We start from the raw sequence: 17,933 nt of genomic DNA, 5'->3' as shown, positions 1-17,933 counted from the left end.
CGGGGCAGCCGCGCGCGGCGCCGGGGCGCCGAACGGGGCGACGCGCCCGCCGCGGGCTACGGGGCTGCGCCCGCCGCGGGCTACAGGGCTGCGGTCGCCGTGGGCCACGGGGCTGCGGTCGCCGCGGGCACCGGGCCCCGTGCGGCGCGCATCCGGGTCCCGTCGAACTCCACCGTTTCTCCGGGCAGGACCAGCAGGCCGGGCTCACCGTCCTGCCAGGCCGCGCCGATCCGCCGGATCTGGACCGCCGGCCCGCGCGCGCCGGCCATGAAGACGGTCGGGTCGACCTCCCAGCCGTGGCCGGCCAGCCACCCCTCCAGCGTCGTTGCGTCCGTGCCGGTCGCTTCTCGCGGCCATTCGTACGTGTTCCGGCTGTCCATGCCCGTCCCCCTCCAGTGCGGCCGGATGCCCGGCGCCGCGCCGATCCTCGCATCCGCCACCGACACGGGCCGGGCAATTTCCCCGCCGCGGGGCGGCCCCGGCCCCGGGCGGGCGGGGCCGGGGCCGCCCGCCCCCGCCCGCCGCGGTCGTGTCAGGGGTGCGACGGGGCGCGCCGGTGCGGGACCGCCTCGGCGGGGGAGGGGGGCGCGGGCGGGGTGCCGTCCCCGAAGGGGCGTCCGCCCAGCGCCGCCCGGCCGTGCGGTTCGAGCCAGCCCGACGGGTCGGGGCCGTCGGGAACGATCCCGGACGGGTTGATGTGGCTGTGGACGAGGTAGAAGTGCTTCTTGATGTGGTCGAAGTCGACCGTGTCCCCGAAGCCGGGCGTCTGGAACAGGTCCCGGGTGTACGCCCACAGCACCGGCATCTCCGAGAGCTTCTGCCGGTTGCACTTGAAGTGGCCGTGGTAGACGGCGTCGAAGCGCACCAGCGTGGTGAACAGCCGTACGTCCGCTTCGGTGATCGTCTCGCCGACGAGGTAGCGCGACCGCTCCAGCCGCTCGGAGAGCCGGTCGAGACGGGCGAAGAGCCGCTCGTACGCAGCCGTGTACGCCTCCTGCGACTTGGCGAACCCGGTGCGGTAGACCCCGTCGTTGACGTCCGTGTAGACCTCCTCGTTCACCGCGTCGATCTCGGGCCGGAGCGCGGCCGGGTACAGGTCCGGTGCCCCGTCGCGGTGGTACGCCGTCCACTCCAGCGACATGTCGACGGTGATCTGCGCGTAGTCGTTGGTGACCACCTCGCCGCTCGGCACGTCCACGATCGCGGGCACGGTGATGCCCCGGTCGTAGTCCGGGTCGCGGGCGAAGTACGCCTCCTGGAGCCGCTCTATCCCCAGCACCGGGTCGCGGCCCTGCGGGTCGAGGTCGAAGGTCCAGCTGCGCTTGTCGTGCGTCGGTCCGGCGACGGCCATGGGCAGGGCCTCCTCCAGCCCGAGGAGCCGTCGGACGATCATCGCGCGCTGTGCCCAGGGGCAGGCGCGGCTCACCACGAGACGGTAGCGACCGGGCTCCACCGGGAAGCCGTCGCGGCCGTCGGCGGTGATCCGGGTGGTGATGTAGCGGCTGTCGCGGGAGTACCCCTTGGCGGGGCGTACGTAGCTCATCCCCGGGCCCTACCCAGGAACCGGGGTGGTGAGCGGCCGCTCCACCGGGGCTCCGGCGTCCCTCGACCCGGCCCTCGCCGGCCGGGTTCACCCGCAGTCCACGAGGTGTGCGGTCGGGCGACCCGCATTGTCGGTGGGGATTGTCGGCGGGGCGTGCTTTGCTGGAGGCATGATCGATGAATTTCTGGCCCGTGACCTGTCCGCCGTCGAAGAAGCCGTCCGCAAGGCGGCGGCGGTGGAGATCATACCGAGATTCCGGCAGCTCGCCCGGCACGAGGTCGACCAGAAGAGCGGCCCCCACGACCTGGTGACCATCGCCGACCGGCTGGCGGAGGAGCACCTGACCGCCTCGCTGACCCGGTTGCTGCCCGGCTCGGCCGTGGTAGGCGAGGAAGCCGTCCACGCCGACCCGGGCGTCTACGCCGCGCTCCGCGCCGACGCGCCCGTCTGGATCGTCGACCCCGTCGACGGCACCCGCCAGTTCGTGGGCGGCGACCCCGCCTTCTGCACCCTGGTCGCGCTGGCCCACCGCGGCGAGATACTCGCCTCCTGGACCTTCGCGCCGGTGCTGGACGAGCTCGCCACCGCCGTGCGCGGGCAGGGCGCGTACGTCAACGGCGAGCGGATCCACGCCGGTTCGCCGGAGCCCGGCGCCGTGCTCCGGGTCGCGATGGCGCATCCGCTGTACACCTCCGAGGAGGACAGGCGGACCCTGGCCCGGCTCGACGTGCCCGGCGTCGCCGCCCGGCCCTGCGGTTCGGCCGGCCTGGAGTACCTCAAGGTGGCCCGGGGCGAGATGGACGGCCTGGCGTTCACCTGGCCCTCGGCCTGGGACCACGCGGCCGGGCTGCTGCTGGTCGCCGAGGCGGGCGGCGCCCAGTCCACCGTCGACGGCGTCCCCTTCCGGGTGGACCGGGACAACGCCCTGCCCTTCGCGGTGGGGCGCGACGAGGCCACCGCCGTACGGATCCGCGAGTTGCTGCGGGGGGCGTAGGCGCGCGGGCGCGCGGGGCCCGTATGGACGGGCGGAATATCCTGGGAGCGGAGGCCGCCGCCGGACGAAGGAGCTGTCAGTGCCGTCGATTCTCGACGCAGTCGTGGTGGGGGCGGGGCCCAACGGCCTGACGGCCGCGGTCGAACTGGCCCGCCGGGGCTGCTCCGTTGCCGTGTTCGAGGCGGCGGACGGCATCGGGGGCGGGGCCCGCACCGAGGAGCTCACCCTCCCCGGCTTCCGCCACGACCCCTGCTCGGCGGTGCACCCGCTGGGCGCCGGTTCCCCGGTCTTCGCGACGATGCCGCTGAAGCGCTACGGGCTGGAGTGGCTGCACGCCCCGCTGCCCATGGCGCACCCCTTCGACGACGGCACGGCCGCGGTGCTCTCCCGCTCCGTCGCCGAGACCGCGGCCTCCCTCGGGCCCCGCGACGCGGGCGCGTACCGCCGTCTCGTCCAGCCGTACCTCGGCAAATGGGACACCCTCGCACGGGACTTCATGTCCCTGCCGTCCACCGCCCTGCCCCGGGACCCGCTGACCCTGGCCCGCTTCGGCCTGGCCGGGCTGCCGCCCTCCACCTGGCTGCTGCGCCGCTTCCGCGACGACCGCGCGCGTGCCCTGTTCGCCGGGCTCGTGGCTCACGTCATCGCCCCGCTGAGCGGGATCGGGACCGGCGCGGTCGGCCTCGTCTTCGCGCTGGCCGCGCACGCGGGCGGCTGGCCGATGGCGCGCGGCGGCTCGCAGTCGGTCTCCGACGCGCTCGCCGGGTACCTGGCGGACCTCGGCGGCACCGTGCACACCGGCTTCGAGGTCAAGCGGCTCGACGACCTGCCGCCCGCCCGCGCGTACGTCTTCGACACCTCGCCGACCGCCCTGGCCCGGATCGCCCGCCTCGGCCGCGCGTACGACGGTTACCGGTACGGCGCCGCCGCGTTCAAGCTCGACTACGCGCTCGACGGCCCGGTGCCCTGGACCGCCGAGGCCCCCCGCCGGGCCGGCACCGTGCAGATCGGCCCCGGCAGCCGCGACATCGACGCCGCCCTCCAGCTGGCCTGCGGCGGCCGGGCCCCCCGCAGCCCCTTCCTCATCACCGCGCAGCCCAGCCTGGTCGACCCTGGCCGGGCCCCGAGCGGCAAGCACGTGTTCTGGGCCTACGGGCACGTGCCCGCGGGCTGGGACGGAGACCTCACCGAGGCCGTCGAGCGGCAGCTGGAGCGCTTCGCCCCGGGCTTCCGCGACCTGGTGCTGGCCCGCGCCACGGCCGGACCGCCGCAGCTCGCCGCCCGCAACCCCAACTACGTCGGCGGGGACATCGCCTGCGGCGCCGCCTCCGGCCTCCAGCTCCTGCTCCGGCCGAAGGTCACCCTGTTCCCGTACGCCACGGCCCACCCGGCCGTGTTCCTCTGCTCCTCGGCGACCCCGCCGGGCCCGGGCGTCCACGGGATGTCCGGCCACAACGCCGCCAAGGCCGTCTGGCGGCACCTGCGAAAGGCCTCGTGATGGTGCGCATCATCCTCGTCCAGGGAGACATCACCGCAGAGGAGGCGGACGCGGTCGTCAACGCCGCGAACTCCTCGCTGCTCGGCGGCGGGGGAGTGGACGGCGCCATCCACCGGCGCGGCGGCCCGGAGATCCTCGCCGCCTGCGAGGACCTGAGGCGCTCCCACTACGGCAAGGGCCTCCCGACCGGCCGCGCGGTCGCCACCACGGCGGGCCGCCTCCCGGCGGAGCACGTCATCCACACCGTCGGCCCGGTCTGGTCGCGGGACGAGGACCGCTCGGAGCTGCTGGCCTCCTGCTACCGGGAGTCGCTGCGGGTCGCCGACGAGCTGGGTGCGCGTACGGTCGCGTTCCCCGCGATCTCCACCGGGATCTACGGCTGGCCGATGGACGACGGGGCCCGGATCGCGGTGGAGACCGTACGGGCTGCCCCGACCCGGGTCGAGGAGGTCCGCTTCGTGCTCTTCGACGCGGCGGCCCACGCCGCCTTCGCGGCGGCGGTCGCGGCGGCGTCGTAGGCTCCCTCGCGCCCCGGCCGTAGGCTCCCTCGCGCCCCGGTCAGAGCCCCCCTCGGGCCCCGGTCAGAGGCGGCGCGCCGAGCTCCCCGGGGTGGGGCGGGGGTAGGTGCGGGACTGCTTCACGCTGCCGAACGCGAAACTCGACTCGATCGAGGCGATCCCCGGGATGGCGTGGATCCGGTGGCGCACCAGGGATTCGTAGGCCTCCAGGTCCTCGATGACCACCCGCAGCAGGTAGTCGCTGCTGCCCGCCATCAGGTAGCAGTCCTGGATGTGCTCGATGACCGCGACGTGCTCCTCGAAGAGCCGGACCGCCTCCGCCGTGTGCCGCTCCAGGCGGATACGGACGAAGACGGTGATCGGCAGCCCGAAGGCGACCTGGTCGACCATCGCCGTGTAGCCGCGGATCAGGCCCGCCTCCTCCAGCCGGCGGACGCGGCGCAGACAGGGCGAGGGGGAGAGCCGCACCCGGTCGGCGAGGTCCTGGTTGGACAGCCGGCCGTCGGCCTGCAACTCCCGGATGATCTGCAGATCGACCGCGTCCATGGCCACGTTCCGGCGCTCCTCGGCTGTTCTTCGCCACTCCTTGGCAGATTCTGCCCCAAACGTATGTCCGAGCGGCAGAACTGGCAATCGGCTGCCCCGCCCCAAGCCCTAGCGTTGCCCGGGAGCGGACCGGACCGGTCCGTGTAGCAGAGGCTGGAGTCACTTCCTTGGTCGCGACGAACACCACCCGAGCGGCCGAGCCTCCCCACACGGTGAGCGAGCCGGCCGGACACCCCGGCCGGTTCGGGCTCTCCCCCCAGGCCCGGGGCATGGCGGCGCTGCTGGTCACGGTGGCCATCTGGGCCGCCTTCGCGCTCAGCGCCCGCGCCCTGAGCGCCTCCACGCTGCTCCCCGCCGACGCGGCACTGCTGCGCTTCGGGGTCCCGCTGCTCGTCCTGGCGCCCGCCCTGTGGCGTCGGCGCCGGCGGATCGCCGCCGTACGGCCGGGCGCGGCCGCCAAGATCATCTGCGGGGCCGGGGTGCCCTTCTTCCTGGCCGCCATGCACGGCGGCGCCCTCACCTCGGCGGCCTTCGTCGGCTCGATCGTCCCCGGGATGGTCCCGCTCTTCGTCGCCGCCCTGATGGCCGCCCGGGGCCGCGGCCTGCCCCGGGGGACGCAGATCGCCGGGCTCGCGCTGATCGCGCTGGGTGTGGCCGCCCTGGTCTGGCGCTACGTGGTCCCGGTCGACGCCGACGTCCTGGAGGGCGCCGGAACCCTGCTGGTGGCCAGCGGCCTGTGGGCCCTGTACACGGTGGGCCTGCGCGACGTGGACCTCGACCCCGTAGGCTCGATCGGCCTCCTGTGCCTGCCCTCCTTCGCGGTGATCGGCCTGCTGGTGCTGACCGGGGTGCTCCCGACCGGCCTCGCCCACGCGGCGGGCGGCGACATCGCCCTGTTCCTCGTGGTGCAGGGGCTCGGCGTCGGACTGTGCGCCGGCCTCCTCTACGCCTTCGCCATCCGCCGGCTCGGCGCGGAGCGCAGCTCCGTCGTCGGCAGCCTCAGCCCCGTGGCCGTCGTCCTCCTCGCCATCCCGCTGCTCGGCGAGTCCCCGACCACCGCCGTGCTGATCGGCGTCCCCCTGATCACCGCCGGCGTCGTGCTCGCCAACCGCCGTTCCGCCACCGCCCGCCCCCAACCCCGCCCCGAGGTCCCCGCAGATGCTTGAGCTCCTCCCGCCGCCGCCCACCGACCCGCTGTGGGACCTGACGTACGAGTTCGGTTCCGACGAGCGCGCCGAGCGGCTCAACCTGGTCCTCGGCGTCTACCGGGACCCCTCCGGCCGCACCCCCGTCATGGCCGCCGTGCGGGAGGCCGAGATCCGCCTCGCGGAGCGTTCGGAGTCCAAGGAGTACCGGGGGCTGTCCGGAAACGCCGCCTTCAACCGGGCCCTGCTCGCCATGGTGCTGGGGCCGGGCGCGGAAGCCGACCGGGCCGCGGCCGTCCAGACCGTCGCCGGCTCCGGCGCGCTGCGTCTGCTGGCCGACCTGATCTGCCGGACCCGCCCGGGAACCACGGTGTGGATCAGCGACCCGGCGTACGTGAACCACCAGCCGATCCTGGAGGCCGCAGGGCTCCGGGTGCGCACCTTCGGCTGGTGCGACGACGAGGGCGGCTTCGACTCCGCGGGCGTCCTCGCGGAGCTGGGGGAGGCGGGACGCGACGACGTCGTCCTGCTCCAGGGCTGCTGCCACAACCCTACCGGAGCCGACCCCTCCGGGGAGGACTGGGCGGCGCTGGCCGAACTGGCGGTGCGGGGCGGCTGGGTTCCGTTCGTCGACCTCGCCTACCACGGGCTCGGCGACGGCCTGGAGGCCGACCTGTGGGCCACGCGCCACCTGGCCGCGCGGGTCCCGGAGATGCTCATCGCCGTCAGCTGCTCGAAGAATTTCGGCCTCTACAGCGACCGCACCGGCTGCGCCATCGTCCTCGGCGCGTCGGGCCGTTCGGTGCGGCACGCCGAGACGGCCCTGCAGAACGCCGCCCGCACCCTGTACTCGATGCCGCCCGAGCACGGGGCCGCCGTCGTCACGACCGTCCTGGAGGACGAGGGCCTGCGGGCGCTCTGGCGGGCCGAACTGGACGTCATGCGGGGCAGGATCGAAGCCAACCGGTCGGAACTGACCGCCCGCCTGAGCGCCGACGGCCACGAGGTCCAGGCCCGGTCGCTCGCCCGGCAGCGCGGCATGTTCTCGATGCTCCCGCTCACGTCGCAGGAGATGCTCCGGCTGCGCAGGGAACACGCGATCTACGGAACCACCGCCGGCCGGATCAACATCGCGGGCATTCCGGCCGACCGGATCCCTTGTCTCGCGCGCGGCATAGCGGAGGTTCTCGCGACGCGTTGACGTTCCCCCGCGCCGCGCCACGGCTCCTTTCCGGCCGCGGTCCCACCGGACCGCGGCCGGAATGCCGGGGGGAATGGCCGGATAGAACGTACGTCGAACAGGCGGGAGTTGGGCGTGTGGCATCATGGCCGCGTTGTCCGACCGCTGGGTTCGCCGGAGGACTGAGGGATGAAGTTACCTGGCACCGGCCTACCGGCGTCGGAGGACAGGCGGCTCAGGCGCCGCCTCAAGAAGGTCCGTCACACGTGTGAGGCCCTGCTCGCGGAATGGGGCATGGAACACGGCTGTGGAATCGACGAACTCCTGCGCCACCTCAGTGAGCGCCGTCAACGTCCCATCCATTTGCTGGCGACGCCTTTCCCCGAACGGCACTTGTTCGGAATCTGGCTGAAAATGGATGAGTTCGACGTCATTGTGTTCGAGCAGGCGGCGACGCCTTCACACAAAGAACACATCATCGCGCACGAACTCGCCCACATCGCTTTCGACCACAGCGGCTCGGTGCAACTCGACCGGAACGATCCGGGCGATCCGAGCCTGCTCCTGCCCGACGTCGAGCCCGAAGCCGTGCGGGGCATGCTGATGCGCTCCCGCTACAGCGACGACGAGGAGCAGGAGGCCGAGACGATGGCCTCGCTGATCCTGGCCCGCGCCGCCAAGCGCTGGACGGAACCGGCCTGGGGCGTCCCGGACGAGGCCGCCGAGATCGTGGCCCGCATCGAGAGCGGACTCGGCCGACCCGACCAGGGGCCCGCGTGATCTACACGGTCCTCGCGTGGGTCTGCGCCTTCGTGGGCCTCGCGGCCTTCGGCTACCGCCTCCCCGACCTGCTGCGCCGCCGGCGCGACGTCGCCCTGTGGGCCCTGTGCACCTACTTCCTCTGCTCCGGGATCAGTTTCCTCGTCGACCTGGACCAGCTGCGGCTGCACATCTCCGGCTTCTTCGGGCTGCCGAACATCACCTCCCTGATCACCCAGGCGGCGGTGGTCGTGCTCACCGCGGCCCAGCAGGTGGTCCTCGTCTACTGGTCGGTGCCGCCCGCCGAGGCCCCGCGGATGGCGCGCCGCCGCGTCCTCGTCTTCGGCGCGGCCCTGGCCGTGCTGGTGGTCTCCTCCTTCGTCGTCGGCCCCGTGGCCCACTCCGAGACGGCCACCTCCACCATCCTGCTCAGCATCCAGCACCGCGGATACGCCCTCTACATGTCGTTCTACCTGCTGGTGTGCGCCGTCGGGCAGTTCGAGACGGTCCGGCTGTCGCTGCGCTTCACCGGGATGGTCAACCGCCAGTGGCTCAAGGTCGGCATGCGCACGGTCACCGTCGGCGCCAGCCTGATCCTGGTCTACTGCGTCACCCGGGGCATCCAGATCGCGGGCACGCGCCTGGGCTTCGACGCGGCCGCCCTCGACCCCGTCCAGTGGACCAGCGGCAGCGTCGGCGCACTGCTGCAGATCGCCGGCTGGACCATCCCCTCCTGGGGCATCCACATCACGCGCGCCCGCGGCTGGATCCGCAGCTACCGCTCGTACCTGCGGCTGCGGCCCCTGTGGTGGGCGCTGTACCAGGCGTCGCCCGACATCGCCCTCGACCCGCCGAGGTCCTGGCTGGGCGACCTGGTGCCGCCCCGCGATCCCCAGTACAGCCTCTACCGGCGCGTGATCGAGATACGGGACGGACAGCTGATCCTGCGCACCGCGCTCTCGATGGCGGAGTTCTCCCGCGTCGCGCGCTCGCTGGACCTCCCCGAGGACCCCACCTCCCCGCTGGGCGAGGCGCTCCAGGTGCGCGCCGTCCTGAGCCGTCCCGCCGAGGAACGGGCCGAGCGGGCGGAGCGGGCCGACGCCGAGTCCGACATCCCGGCACGGCCGCCGTACGAGGACTTCCGCGACGAGGTGGACTGGCTGACCAGGGTCGCGGACTCCTTCAACGCCCTCGGCCAGAGCAGCCCCGGTCCGGTCGGCGCCGGCCTGCTGTCATGACGCCGCCCGCCGTGTCCGCGGCCGTGGCCCTGGCCGCCGTACGGCGCCTCGTGGCCCTCGACACCGAGCGGGGGGCGACCGCCGCCGTACCCGCCGTACGGGAGACCGTGCGGCGGATCCCGGAGCTGTCGGCCGACCCGGGCGCGCTGCGCGACCGGGACGCCGACGGGCTCGCGGCCCTCGCCGAACTGTCCGAGGTCATCGGCTGGATCCTCTTCGACGCGGGCCGCTACCGGCCGGCCCACCGGATGAACGCGCGGGCCCTCGCCCTCGCCCGGCTGTGCGGCGACCGTTGGACGGCGCGACTGGTCCTGCTCAACCACAGCATGCTCACCACCCACACGGGCCACCCGCGCGCCGCACTGCTGAGCGCGGACCGGGTGCGCGGGCCCCGCCCGCTGCCCGCCCGCGTCGCCGCCCTCGTCCTGGTCCGCCGGGCGCACGCGACGGCCCTGCTCGGCGCGCGCTCCGAGGCACTGGAGCTGATCGCCCGCGCCCGGAGCCGCTTCCTGGACGGCGTCTCGCACCGCGACCCGCACTGGGCCTGGTGGATCGACGAGGCCGAGCTGCTCGGTCACCACGGCTGGGTCCAGGCCAGGCTGCGCCGCTGGGACCGGGCCATCCCCCTGCTGCACCAGGCGGCCACCGCCCCCGGACCCGCCTACCGGCACCTGTTCACGGCGGAGCTGCTCTCCGCCCTGGCGGGGGCCGGGGCGTGGCGCGAGGCCGAGGAGCTGATCGCGGAGGTGGCCCCGCGCGCCGCGGGCATCGGGTCGGTCCGCACGACCGAGACCCTCGGCCGGACGGCGGCGGGCCTGCGCGGGTGCGCGGACGCGCCGGGCGGCGTACGGGACGCGGCGGCCTTCCTGCTGGAGTCGCTGCCCGCTTGAGCCTGCCCGGACCGGGGAGACCCCGCCCGGACCAGGCCCTCCCCGACCGGACCGGCCGCACCCCGACCCGACCCGACCCGATCCGCCACGACATGCCCCGACCCGACCCGACAGAACCGACCCGACAGAACCGACCCGACCCGACAGACAGGACGACGACATGCGATCCATCCGGATCTCGACGCCCGCGGCTGCCTTCCTGGCGGCGGCGGCCCTCCTCTTCGCGCTGGGCGGCCCCGCCTCGGAGGCCGCCTTCGGTACGCACGAGGCCTCGGCGGCGAGCGAGCAGACCGTCGCCGAGGAGGGCAGCCCGTACATCTCGACGCACCTCTACTTCGGCACCGGGCGCCACAACGGCAACCCGCCGATCACCGAAGAGGAGTTCATGAAGTTCGTGGCCGACGTGATCACCCCGCGCTTCCCCTCCGGGCTCACCCTCCAGGAGGCCCGGGGGCAGTGGCGCGACAAGGAGGGCGACATCAACCGTGAGAGATCGTACGAGCTGACCGTGATGTACCCGGTGCGCGAGGCCCACGCCCGCAACGCCGACATCGAGTACATCCGGCGCCTGTACTGCAAGACCTGGGAGCTGGAGTCGGTCGGCCGTGCCGACGTGCGCGCCCAGGTGGACTTCTGACCGGCCGGCCGACCCGCTGACCGCGGTGCGGCGTGCGGCGGGACGTGGCGGGACGGAGGCGGCGGCTCCTCGCGCCCACCGGGTCCCGCCCCGCCCGCCCCGGCCCGCGCGGGATCCTGACCGCAGCTCCTGCGGATCGCCTTCGTCATGCCCCGGTCCCTCCGGACACAGCGCCCCGGGCCGAGCCCTCGGATAGGGTGAATCGGTAGGAATCGGACCCCCCCGGGGTGAGGTCGCTGCATTGGACACGTACCAGTCGACGAGCGAGGTGCCCGATCCGCCGGCGGCGGGCGTCGGGTACGCGGGCGTACTGCGCGAGCTGCTGCCGATCGCCCTGTGGCGGGAGGACGCGGACGGCGTCGTCGTGGAGTGGTCGCTGGCCGCCCAGGACCTGCTCGGCCACCGCCCCGAGGAGATCCTCGGCCGGCCCGGCAACACCGTCCTCGTACCGGAGGCCAACCGCGAACTCGCCCAGGACCTGACCCGCCGGGTCCAGGCCGGGGAGACCGTCGTCGGCACCCTGCCCGTGCGCCACCGCGACGGCCACCGGGTGGCGATGGAGATGTGGATCGTGCCCGCCGCCGACCCGCAGGGCCGTACGGGTGCCATGCTCATCGCCGTCGAGACCTCCGAGGTCCTGCACATGCGGGACTCCCTCGCCGCCCTCCAGAGCCTGTTCACCCAGTCGCCGATCGGCCTCGCCACCCTCGGCACCGACCTGCGCTTCCTGCGCGTCAACGACGCCCTCGCCCGGATGAACGGCGCCTCCGCCGCCGAGCACCTCGGCCGGCGCCTCACCGAGGTCGTGCCCGGCGTCAACGCCGTCGCCCTGGAGGCCACCATGCGCCGGGTGCTGGAGTCCGGCACCGCCGTCGTCGACGTCCGCCGCACCGGCCGCACCCCCGCCGACCCCGACCACGACCGGACCTGGTCCTGCTCCTACGCCCCGCTGCTCGACGGCTCCGGCCGCCCCCTCGGCGTGATCGCCTCCCTCATCGACATCACCGAGGGCCAGCGGGCCCAGCTGGAGGCCGAACGGGCCCGCGCCCGCTTCGCCCGCCTCGCCGAGGCCGGCACCCGCATCGGCACCACCCTGGACCTGCGCCAGACCGCCCAGGAGATCGTCGACCTGCTGGTGCCGGAGCTCGCCGACTCGGCCGACGTACAGCTCCTCGAATCGGTACTGGAACCGGACGAGGCCGGCGCCTCCACCCAGGGGCTCCTGCGCAGACTCGCGGCCGTCTTCCCCGACCCCTTCGCGCCGACCGCCCGGCTCAAGCCCGGCCAGACCTTCCGGATCCCGGCCGGCACGGCCTACGAACGGGTCATCGAGGAAGGCATCCCGATGAACCTCTACAGCGCCGACGTCCCCGCCCTGATCACCGACCCCAGGGCCGACGAGCTGCGCGCCTACCTCGCCTCCCTCGGCTGCGCCCGCATGGTCCCCCTCGTCGCCCGCGGCACGGTCCTCGGCGCCGTCGCCGTGACCCGGCTGCGCGGACGCGAGCCCTTCGACGAACAGGACTGCGTCCTCGTCGACGAACTCGTCGCCCGCGCCGCCCTCAACATCGACAACGCCCGCATGTACACCACCCAGCGGCGGGCCGCCCTCACCCTCCAGCGCAGCCTCACCAACAGCGCGCTCCCCGAGGTCCCCGGCCTGGAGCTCACCGGCCGCTACCTGCCCGCCAGCGACCACGACGTGGGCGGCGACTGGTTCGACGTCATCCAGCTGCCCGGCGGCCGCACCGGCCTGGTCATCGGGGACGTGATGGGCCACGGGATCCACGCGGCCGCCGTCATGGGCCAGCTGCGCACCGCCGTGCGCACCCTCGCCCGCCACGACGTGCCGCCCGACCGGATGCTCCGCTCCCTGGACGCCGTCGTCGCGGACCTCGGCGAGGACGAGATGGCCACCTGCGTGTACGCCGTCCACGACCCGGCGGCCGGCGGCTGCGCCATGGCCCGCGCCGGCCACCCGCCGCCCGCCGTGGCCACCGCCGACGGCACGGTGTCCTTCCTCCAGGGCCCGCCCGGGACCCCGCTGGGCACCGGCGGCCGGGACTTCCCCGTCCAGGAGGTCCCGCTGCCCCCGGGGACCCTGCTCGCCCTCTACACCGACGGGCTGATCGAAGCCCGCGACCGGGACCTCGACGAGGGCCTCGAACGCCTCGCGCTGGCGCTGCGACGGGCCACGGAGCCCCTGGAGACCCTGTGCGAGGGCATTCTGGCCGGGCTGCTGCCCGCGGCGCCCCAGGACGACGTGGCGGTGCTGCTGGCCCGCCCCCGCCCGCTCTGACACCACGGGCCCCGCCGCCGGGCATCGGCCCGCCCGGGGCCCGTGCCCCGCCCCCGTCACCAGGCCAGGTCCTCCAGCGCGTCCAGGTCCAGCGCCCCGGGCAGCGGCGGCCCGTCGCCGTCCGACGGCGACAGCTCCGCCCAGATGACCTTGCCGCGCTCCGTGTACCGGGTCCCCCACCGGTCGGCGTACTGCGCGACCAGGAACAGCCCGCGCCCGCCCTCGTCGGTGGTGGTCGCGTACCGCAGGTGCGGGGAGGTGCTGCTGCTGTCGGACACCTCGCAGATCAGGTTGCGGTCCCGCAGCAGCCGGACCCGGATCGGCTCGTTCCCGTACCGGATGGCATTGGTGATCAGCTCGCTGAGCACCAGCTCGGCAGGGAAGGAGACCTCCTCCATCCCCCAAGCGGCCAGCTGCGCCGAGGCCTCCCGGCGCACCCGCGAGACGGCCACCGGGTCGCCCGGCACGTCCCACTCGGCGATCCGGCCGGCATCCAGCCGCCGGGTGTCGGCGATCAGCAGCGCGATGTCGTCGCTCGGCGCAGGGAACAGCAGCGCCGCCAGGACGTCCGCGCAGGCCTGCTCGGGGCTGCGGCCGGGCTGTGCCAGGGTCTCCCGGAGCACCGCCAGCCCGGCGTCGAAGTCCCGGTCGCGGTCCTCCAGCAGCCCGTCCGTGAACAGCACGAGCCGGCTCCCCTCGGGCAGCACCAGCCCCGCCGTCTCGAAGGGCATACCGCCCACCCCCAGGGGGAGCCCGGCCGGCAGCTCCGGGAACTCCACCCGCCCGTCGGCATGCACCAGGGCGGGCCCCGGGTGGCCGGCGCTGGCCATCGTGCACTGCCCGGAGACCGGGTCGTACACCGCGTAGAGGCAGGTGGCGCCCGTGATCCCGGCGGTCTCCTCCACTTCCCGGCCGTCGCCCGCGCCGGGGTCCCCGCCGTCGCCCGCGGCGGGCTTGCCGTTCTCCAGCTGGTCGATCCGGTCGATCAGCTCGTCCAGGTGTCCCAGCAGCTCGTCGGGCGGGATGTCGAGCGTGGAGAAGTTGTGCACGGCGGTCCGCAGCCGGCCCATCGTGGCCGCGGCGTGCACCCCGTGCCCCACGACGTCGCCCACCACCAGCGCCACCCGGGCCCCCGGCAGCGGGATCACGTCGAACCAGTCCCCGCCCACGCCCGCCTTCGCGGGCAGGTACCGGAAGGCAACGTCCACCGCGCTCAGGTCCGGCAGCACCCGGGGCAGCAGACTGCGCTGGAGGGTCACGGCGGTGGCGTGCTCACGGGTGAAGCGGCGGGCGTTGTCGATGGACACGGCCGCCCGTGCCCCCAGCTCCTCGGCGAAGGACAGGTCCTCCTCGTCGAAGGCCTCGGGCGTGTCGGCGGCCCGCCAGAAGTTGGCCATGCCGAGGACCACGCCCCGCGCCTGGAGCGGTACGGAGATCAGCGAGTGGAGTCCGTAGTCGAGGGCGACCCGGGTTCCGGCCGCGTCCTGGGCCCGCCAGCCCATGGCGGCGTGCAGGTCGGCGGCGAGCACCGCGTGCCCGGCGTCCAGGGCCGCCGCCATCGGAGCGGTCGGCACCGCGAAGCGGATGACGTCCCCGACCGGCTGGAGCGGCTGGTCGCTGCGGACCCCGGTCATGGCCGCCCGCCGCATCTCGGTGTGCACCCCGGAGGCGGGGGAGGGCTCGTCCCCGCGCAGCACCGGCTCCAGCAGCTCGACGGTGACGAAGTCGGCGAAGCGCGGGACGGCCACCTCCGACAGCTCCTCGGCGGTGCGCACCACGTCCAGGGTGGTCCCGATGCGCACCCCGGCGTCGTAGAGCAGCTGGAGCCGCTCCCGGGCCACCTCGGCGCGGCCGGAGAGCGCCGAGAGCTCAGTGGTGTCGCGCAGGGTCATGACGCTGCCCGAGGGCCGTCCGCCGGAGGGCTGGGTGGGCCGTACGTTGACGGCCAGGAGCCGGTCGCCCGCCAGGTGCACCTCGTCGGTGGCGACCCGGCCGGAGACCAGCAGCTCGGTGGTGCGCGGGTCGAGGCCGAGGTCGGCCACGTGCCGCCGTTCGGCGTCGGGGGGCAGGTCCAGCAGCCGTCGGGCCTCGTCGTTGGCGAGCAGCAGCCGGTGGTCGGCGTCGACGATGAGCACGCCCTCGCGCACCGCGTGCAGCACCGCCTCGTGGTGCTCGTTCATCCTGGCCATGTCGGCCGCGCCCAGGCCCCGGGTCTGGCGCCGCAGCCTCCGGCTGACCAGTGCGGCGCCCGCGGTCCCCAGGAGCAGGGCCCCGGCGGCCGCGCCGAGCAGCAGCGGCAACTGCCCGCTCAGGGCCTGCCCGACGTTCTGCACCTCGATGCCGGTGGCGACCAGGCCGACGACCTTCCCCTGCGCGTCGCGTACGGGGACCACGGCGCGGACCGCGTCGCTCGGCTGGCCCGTGAAGACTTCCGTGAACGAGTGTCCGGCCGCCGCGCGGGCGAGGTCGCCCTTGGCGCGCTTGCCGATCAGCTCGGGCCGGGAGTCGGTGTAGCGGATGCCGTCCTTGGTCATGACGGCGACGAAGTCGAGGCCGGAGCCCCGGCGGGCGCCCTCCGCCAGGGGTTCCAGCGAGGCCGTCGGGTCGGAGGAGGCCAGGGCGGCGGGCAGACCGGGGGCGTGGGCGAAGGCCTCGGCGGCGGCGAGGGCGCGGTTACGGGCGTCCTGCCGGCTGTCGTAGCGGGCCTGGAACACCAGGGCGAGCGTGGCCGCAGTGATCAGCACCAGCACGATGACGGCCTGGAGCACGAAGACCTCGCCGGAGAGGCTGCGGCGGCCCAGGGAGTGGCGCGCGGGCAGGCTTTCCGGCCGCGCTTCACCGTCCCGACCCGAACGTGCGGTCATGAGCCATTTCTAACACTGTCGCCGCCCGGGGGTGAGGCGGCGGGGACCGCGGAGGCGGCGGACGCCGCCGCGCGGTAGGCGCGCGGGCTCACACCGACGTGGGCGCCGAAGTGCTGGCGGAAGGTGACCTCGCTGGCGAACCCGGCCCGCCGGGCCACCTCGGGGACCGGATGGTCGGTGCGTTCCAGCAGCTTGCGGGCCTCGTCCAGACGGTGCCGCAGCAGCCATTTGTGGGGGGTGGTCCCGGTGGCGGCGGCGAAGTGCCGGGCGAAGGAACGGGGGGACATGCCCGCCCACCGCGCCAGCGTGGCCACGTCCAGAGGCTCGTGCAGCCGTCGCAGGGCCCGTTCCCGTACGGCGGCCAGCGCCTCGGCCGTCCGGTCGGCCGACGGGGTGGGCCGGTCCAGGTACTGGGCGTGGTCCCCGGTGCGGAAGGGGCCGGTCACCATCGAGCGGGCGATCGCGGCGGCCGCCTCGGACCCGTGGGCCTCGCGCACCAGGTGCAGGCACAGGTCGATGCCGGAGGCCACCCCGGCGGAGGTCCACAGCCCGTCGTCCTCCACGTAGAGCGGGGCCTCCTCGACCAGCACCTCGGGGTGGCGGGCGGCGAGCTGCGGGGCGAGCCACCAGTGGGTCACCGCGCGGCGGCCGTCGAGCAGCCCGGCCTCGGCGAGGACGAAGGCCCCCGCGCACAGGGCGGCCACCGGAACGCCCCGGGCGTGCGCCGCCCGCAGCGCGGCCAGCACCGGCTCGGGCGTCGGGTCGGTGGGCTCCGCCAAGGCCGGTACGACGACCAGATCGGCGGCGCCGAGCCAGTCGAGGCCCCGGTCGGGGGTGAGGGTGAGCCCGCCGGGCAGCGCGATCGGACCGCTCTCCAGCGCGCAGCGGCGCAGTTCGAAGGGCGGTACCCCGGCCCGGGCGCGGTCCGGGCCCCAGACCTCGGTGATGACGGCGAGGTCGAAGCTGCGGATCCCGGGCTGGGCGACGATCGCGACGCGGTGCATGCGGCAACTCTGCCAGAACCGGGGTGCACGGAACTGCCAGCCTGGCAGGATCCCATCGTTCACGGTCCCCGCAGCCGCTGGGGCGCGCCCCGCCCGACGGCCACGATGGAGCCATGAACGAGACCGCGATCGAGATCGCCCCCGACAGTGCCCTGATCGTCATCGACGTCCAGAAGGGCTTCGACGACGCCTCCTTCTGGGGTCCGCGCAACAACCCGGCCGCCGAGGAGAACATCGCCGCGCTGATGGACGCCTGGCGGGAGTCGGGCCGCCCCGTCGTCCTCGTCCGGCACGCCTCCGCCCGCACCGGCTCCGTCCTCGCCCCGGACCGGCCCGGATACGCCCTCAAGGACTTCGTCGAGGAGCGCCGCCACGACTCCCCGCTGATCACCAAGACCGTCAACTCGGCCTTCTACGGGACCCCCGACCTGGCGGCCTGGCTGACGGCACGGGGCATCGGCCAGCTGGTCGTCGTGGGGATCCAGACCAACATGTGCGTCGAGACCACCGCCCGCATGGCCGGGAACCTCGGCTACGACGTGCTCGTACCGCTGGACGCCACCCACACCTTCGACCTCGCGGGCCCGGCGGGCCTGTCCCTGACCGCCGACGAGCTGGCCACCGCCACCGCCGTCAACCTCCAGGGCGGCGGCTTCGCCCGGGTCGTGACCACGGCCGGCCTGCTCTCCGCGGCCCGCACCGCGCTCAGCGCGTAGCCCCTGTTCCGGGACGGCGCCGGCGCCCCGCCCTCCGGCCACCCGGCCCCGCGGGAGGGCGGGCTCCGTAACGCCCGAGGCCCGGCACCCCCGCCAAGGGGG

Annotated in this window: 16 protein-coding genes; 11 read left to right on the top strand and 5 right to left on the bottom strand. The window is 74.5% G+C overall.

Annotation, left to right across the window (positions count from 1 at the left end; all coding sequences use genetic code 11):
• Positions 1 to 80 precede the first annotated feature (80 nt).
• Positions 81 to 380, bottom strand: a complete 300-nt coding sequence (locus OG295_RS05630; RefSeq protein ID WP_371675843.1) for a hypothetical protein — start codon at positions 378 to 380, stop codon at positions 81 to 83.
• Between the two features lie 152 nt (positions 381 to 532).
• A complete protein-coding gene (locus tag OG295_RS05625; RefSeq protein ID WP_371675842.1) occupies positions 533 to 1,543 on the bottom strand; it encodes a glutathione S-transferase family protein in 1,011 nt (336 codons plus the stop codon).
• 169 nt (positions 1,544 to 1,712) lie between these two features.
• On the opposite strand from OG295_RS05625, the gene OG295_RS05620 reads away from it, so the two are divergent.
• The 3 genes from OG295_RS05620 (at position 1,713) to OG295_RS05610 (ending at position 4,553) form a co-directional block, all read left to right on the top strand.
• Positions 1,713 to 2,537: an inositol monophosphatase gene (locus OG295_RS05620; protein WP_371675841.1), complete on the top strand. Its 825-nt coding sequence runs from the start codon at positions 1,713 to 1,715 to the stop codon at positions 2,535 to 2,537.
• Positions 2,538 to 2,616: 79 nt separating this feature from the next.
• Positions 2,617 to 4,035, top strand: coding sequence for a phytoene desaturase family protein (locus tag OG295_RS05615; protein ID WP_371675840.1), 1,419 nt, complete (start codon positions 2,617 to 2,619; stop codon positions 4,033 to 4,035).
• Positions 4,035 to 4,553 carry an O-acetyl-ADP-ribose deacetylase gene (locus OG295_RS05610; protein ID WP_371675838.1) on the top strand — a complete coding sequence of 173 codons (519 nt, stop codon included), beginning with the start codon at positions 4,035 to 4,037 and terminating at the stop codon, positions 4,551 to 4,553. The genes OG295_RS05615 and OG295_RS05610 overlap by 1 nt, the downstream gene beginning before the upstream one ends.
• A 63-nt stretch (positions 4,554 to 4,616) precedes the next feature.
• Here the strand turns inward: OG295_RS05610 and OG295_RS05605 are convergent, their stop codons facing one another.
• The gene (locus OG295_RS05605; RefSeq protein ID WP_371681118.1) at positions 4,617 to 5,099 is read right to left on the bottom strand and encodes an Lrp/AsnC family transcriptional regulator; all 483 of its coding nucleotides are present in this window, start codon (positions 5,097 to 5,099) and stop codon (positions 4,617 to 4,619) included.
• 167 nt (positions 5,100 to 5,266) lie between these two features.
• On the opposite strand from OG295_RS05605, the gene OG295_RS05600 reads away from it, so the two are divergent.
• From OG295_RS05600 to OG295_RS05570, 7 genes are all read left to right on the top strand, one after another.
• Positions 5,267 to 6,265 carry a DMT family transporter gene (locus OG295_RS05600; protein WP_371675837.1) on the top strand — a complete coding sequence of 333 codons (999 nt, stop codon included), beginning with the start codon at positions 5,267 to 5,269 and terminating at the stop codon, positions 6,263 to 6,265.
• Positions 6,258 to 7,445, top strand: coding sequence for an aromatic amino acid transaminase (locus OG295_RS05595; RefSeq protein ID WP_371675836.1), 1,188 nt, complete (start codon positions 6,258 to 6,260; stop codon positions 7,443 to 7,445). The genes OG295_RS05600 and OG295_RS05595 overlap by 8 nt, the downstream gene beginning before the upstream one ends.
• A gap of 168 nt (positions 7,446 to 7,613) precedes the next feature.
• Positions 7,614 to 8,204 carry a toxin gene (locus OG295_RS05590; protein WP_371675835.1) on the top strand — a complete coding sequence of 197 codons (591 nt, stop codon included), beginning with the start codon at positions 7,614 to 7,616 and terminating at the stop codon, positions 8,202 to 8,204.
• Positions 8,201 to 9,421, top strand: coding sequence for an MAB_1171c family putative transporter (locus OG295_RS05585; protein WP_371675834.1), 1,221 nt, complete (start codon positions 8,201 to 8,203; stop codon positions 9,419 to 9,421). The genes OG295_RS05590 and OG295_RS05585 overlap by 4 nt, the downstream gene beginning before the upstream one ends.
• Positions 9,418 to 10,311 carry a DNA-binding protein gene (locus tag OG295_RS05580; RefSeq protein WP_371675833.1) on the top strand — a complete coding sequence of 298 codons (894 nt, stop codon included), beginning with the start codon at positions 9,418 to 9,420 and terminating at the stop codon, positions 10,309 to 10,311. Before OG295_RS05585 ends, OG295_RS05580 begins: the two co-directional genes overlap by 4 nt.
• Positions 10,312 to 10,471: 160 nt before the next feature.
• Positions 10,472 to 10,948 carry a DUF3574 domain-containing protein gene (locus tag OG295_RS05575; RefSeq protein WP_371675832.1) on the top strand — a complete coding sequence of 159 codons (477 nt, stop codon included), beginning with the start codon at positions 10,472 to 10,474 and terminating at the stop codon, positions 10,946 to 10,948.
• A gap of 241 nt (positions 10,949 to 11,189) precedes the next feature.
• Entirely contained in the window at positions 11,190 to 13,247 is a 2,058-nt protein-coding gene (locus tag OG295_RS05570; RefSeq protein ID WP_371675831.1) for a SpoIIE family protein phosphatase, read from the top strand.
• Between the two features lie 56 nt (positions 13,248 to 13,303).
• Here the strand turns inward: OG295_RS05570 and OG295_RS05565 are convergent, their stop codons facing one another.
• Positions 13,304 to 16,111, bottom strand: a complete 2,808-nt coding sequence (locus OG295_RS05565) for a SpoIIE family protein phosphatase (RefSeq protein WP_371675830.1) — start codon at positions 16,109 to 16,111, stop codon at positions 13,304 to 13,306.
• On the bottom strand, positions 16,108 to 17,115 hold the full coding sequence (locus OG295_RS05560) for a GlxA family transcriptional regulator (protein ID WP_371675829.1): 1,008 nt from the start codon (positions 17,113 to 17,115) through the stop codon (positions 16,108 to 16,110). The genes OG295_RS05565 and OG295_RS05560 overlap by 4 nt, the downstream gene beginning before the upstream one ends.
• Positions 17,116 to 17,228: 113 nt before the next feature.
• On the opposite strand from OG295_RS05560, the gene OG295_RS05555 reads away from it, so the two are divergent.
• Entirely contained in the window at positions 17,229 to 17,831 is a 603-nt protein-coding gene (locus tag OG295_RS05555) for a cysteine hydrolase family protein (RefSeq protein ID WP_371675828.1), read from the top strand.
• Positions 17,832 to 17,933 lie beyond the last annotated feature (102 nt).

Source organism: Streptomyces sp. NBC_01276, from assembly GCF_041435355.1.
Taxonomy (GTDB): domain Bacteria; phylum Actinomycetota; class Actinomycetes; order Streptomycetales; family Streptomycetaceae; genus Streptomyces.
The sequence above is the reverse complement of the archived record's forward strand: the minus strand, read 5'-3'. Positions and strand labels throughout refer to the sequence as shown.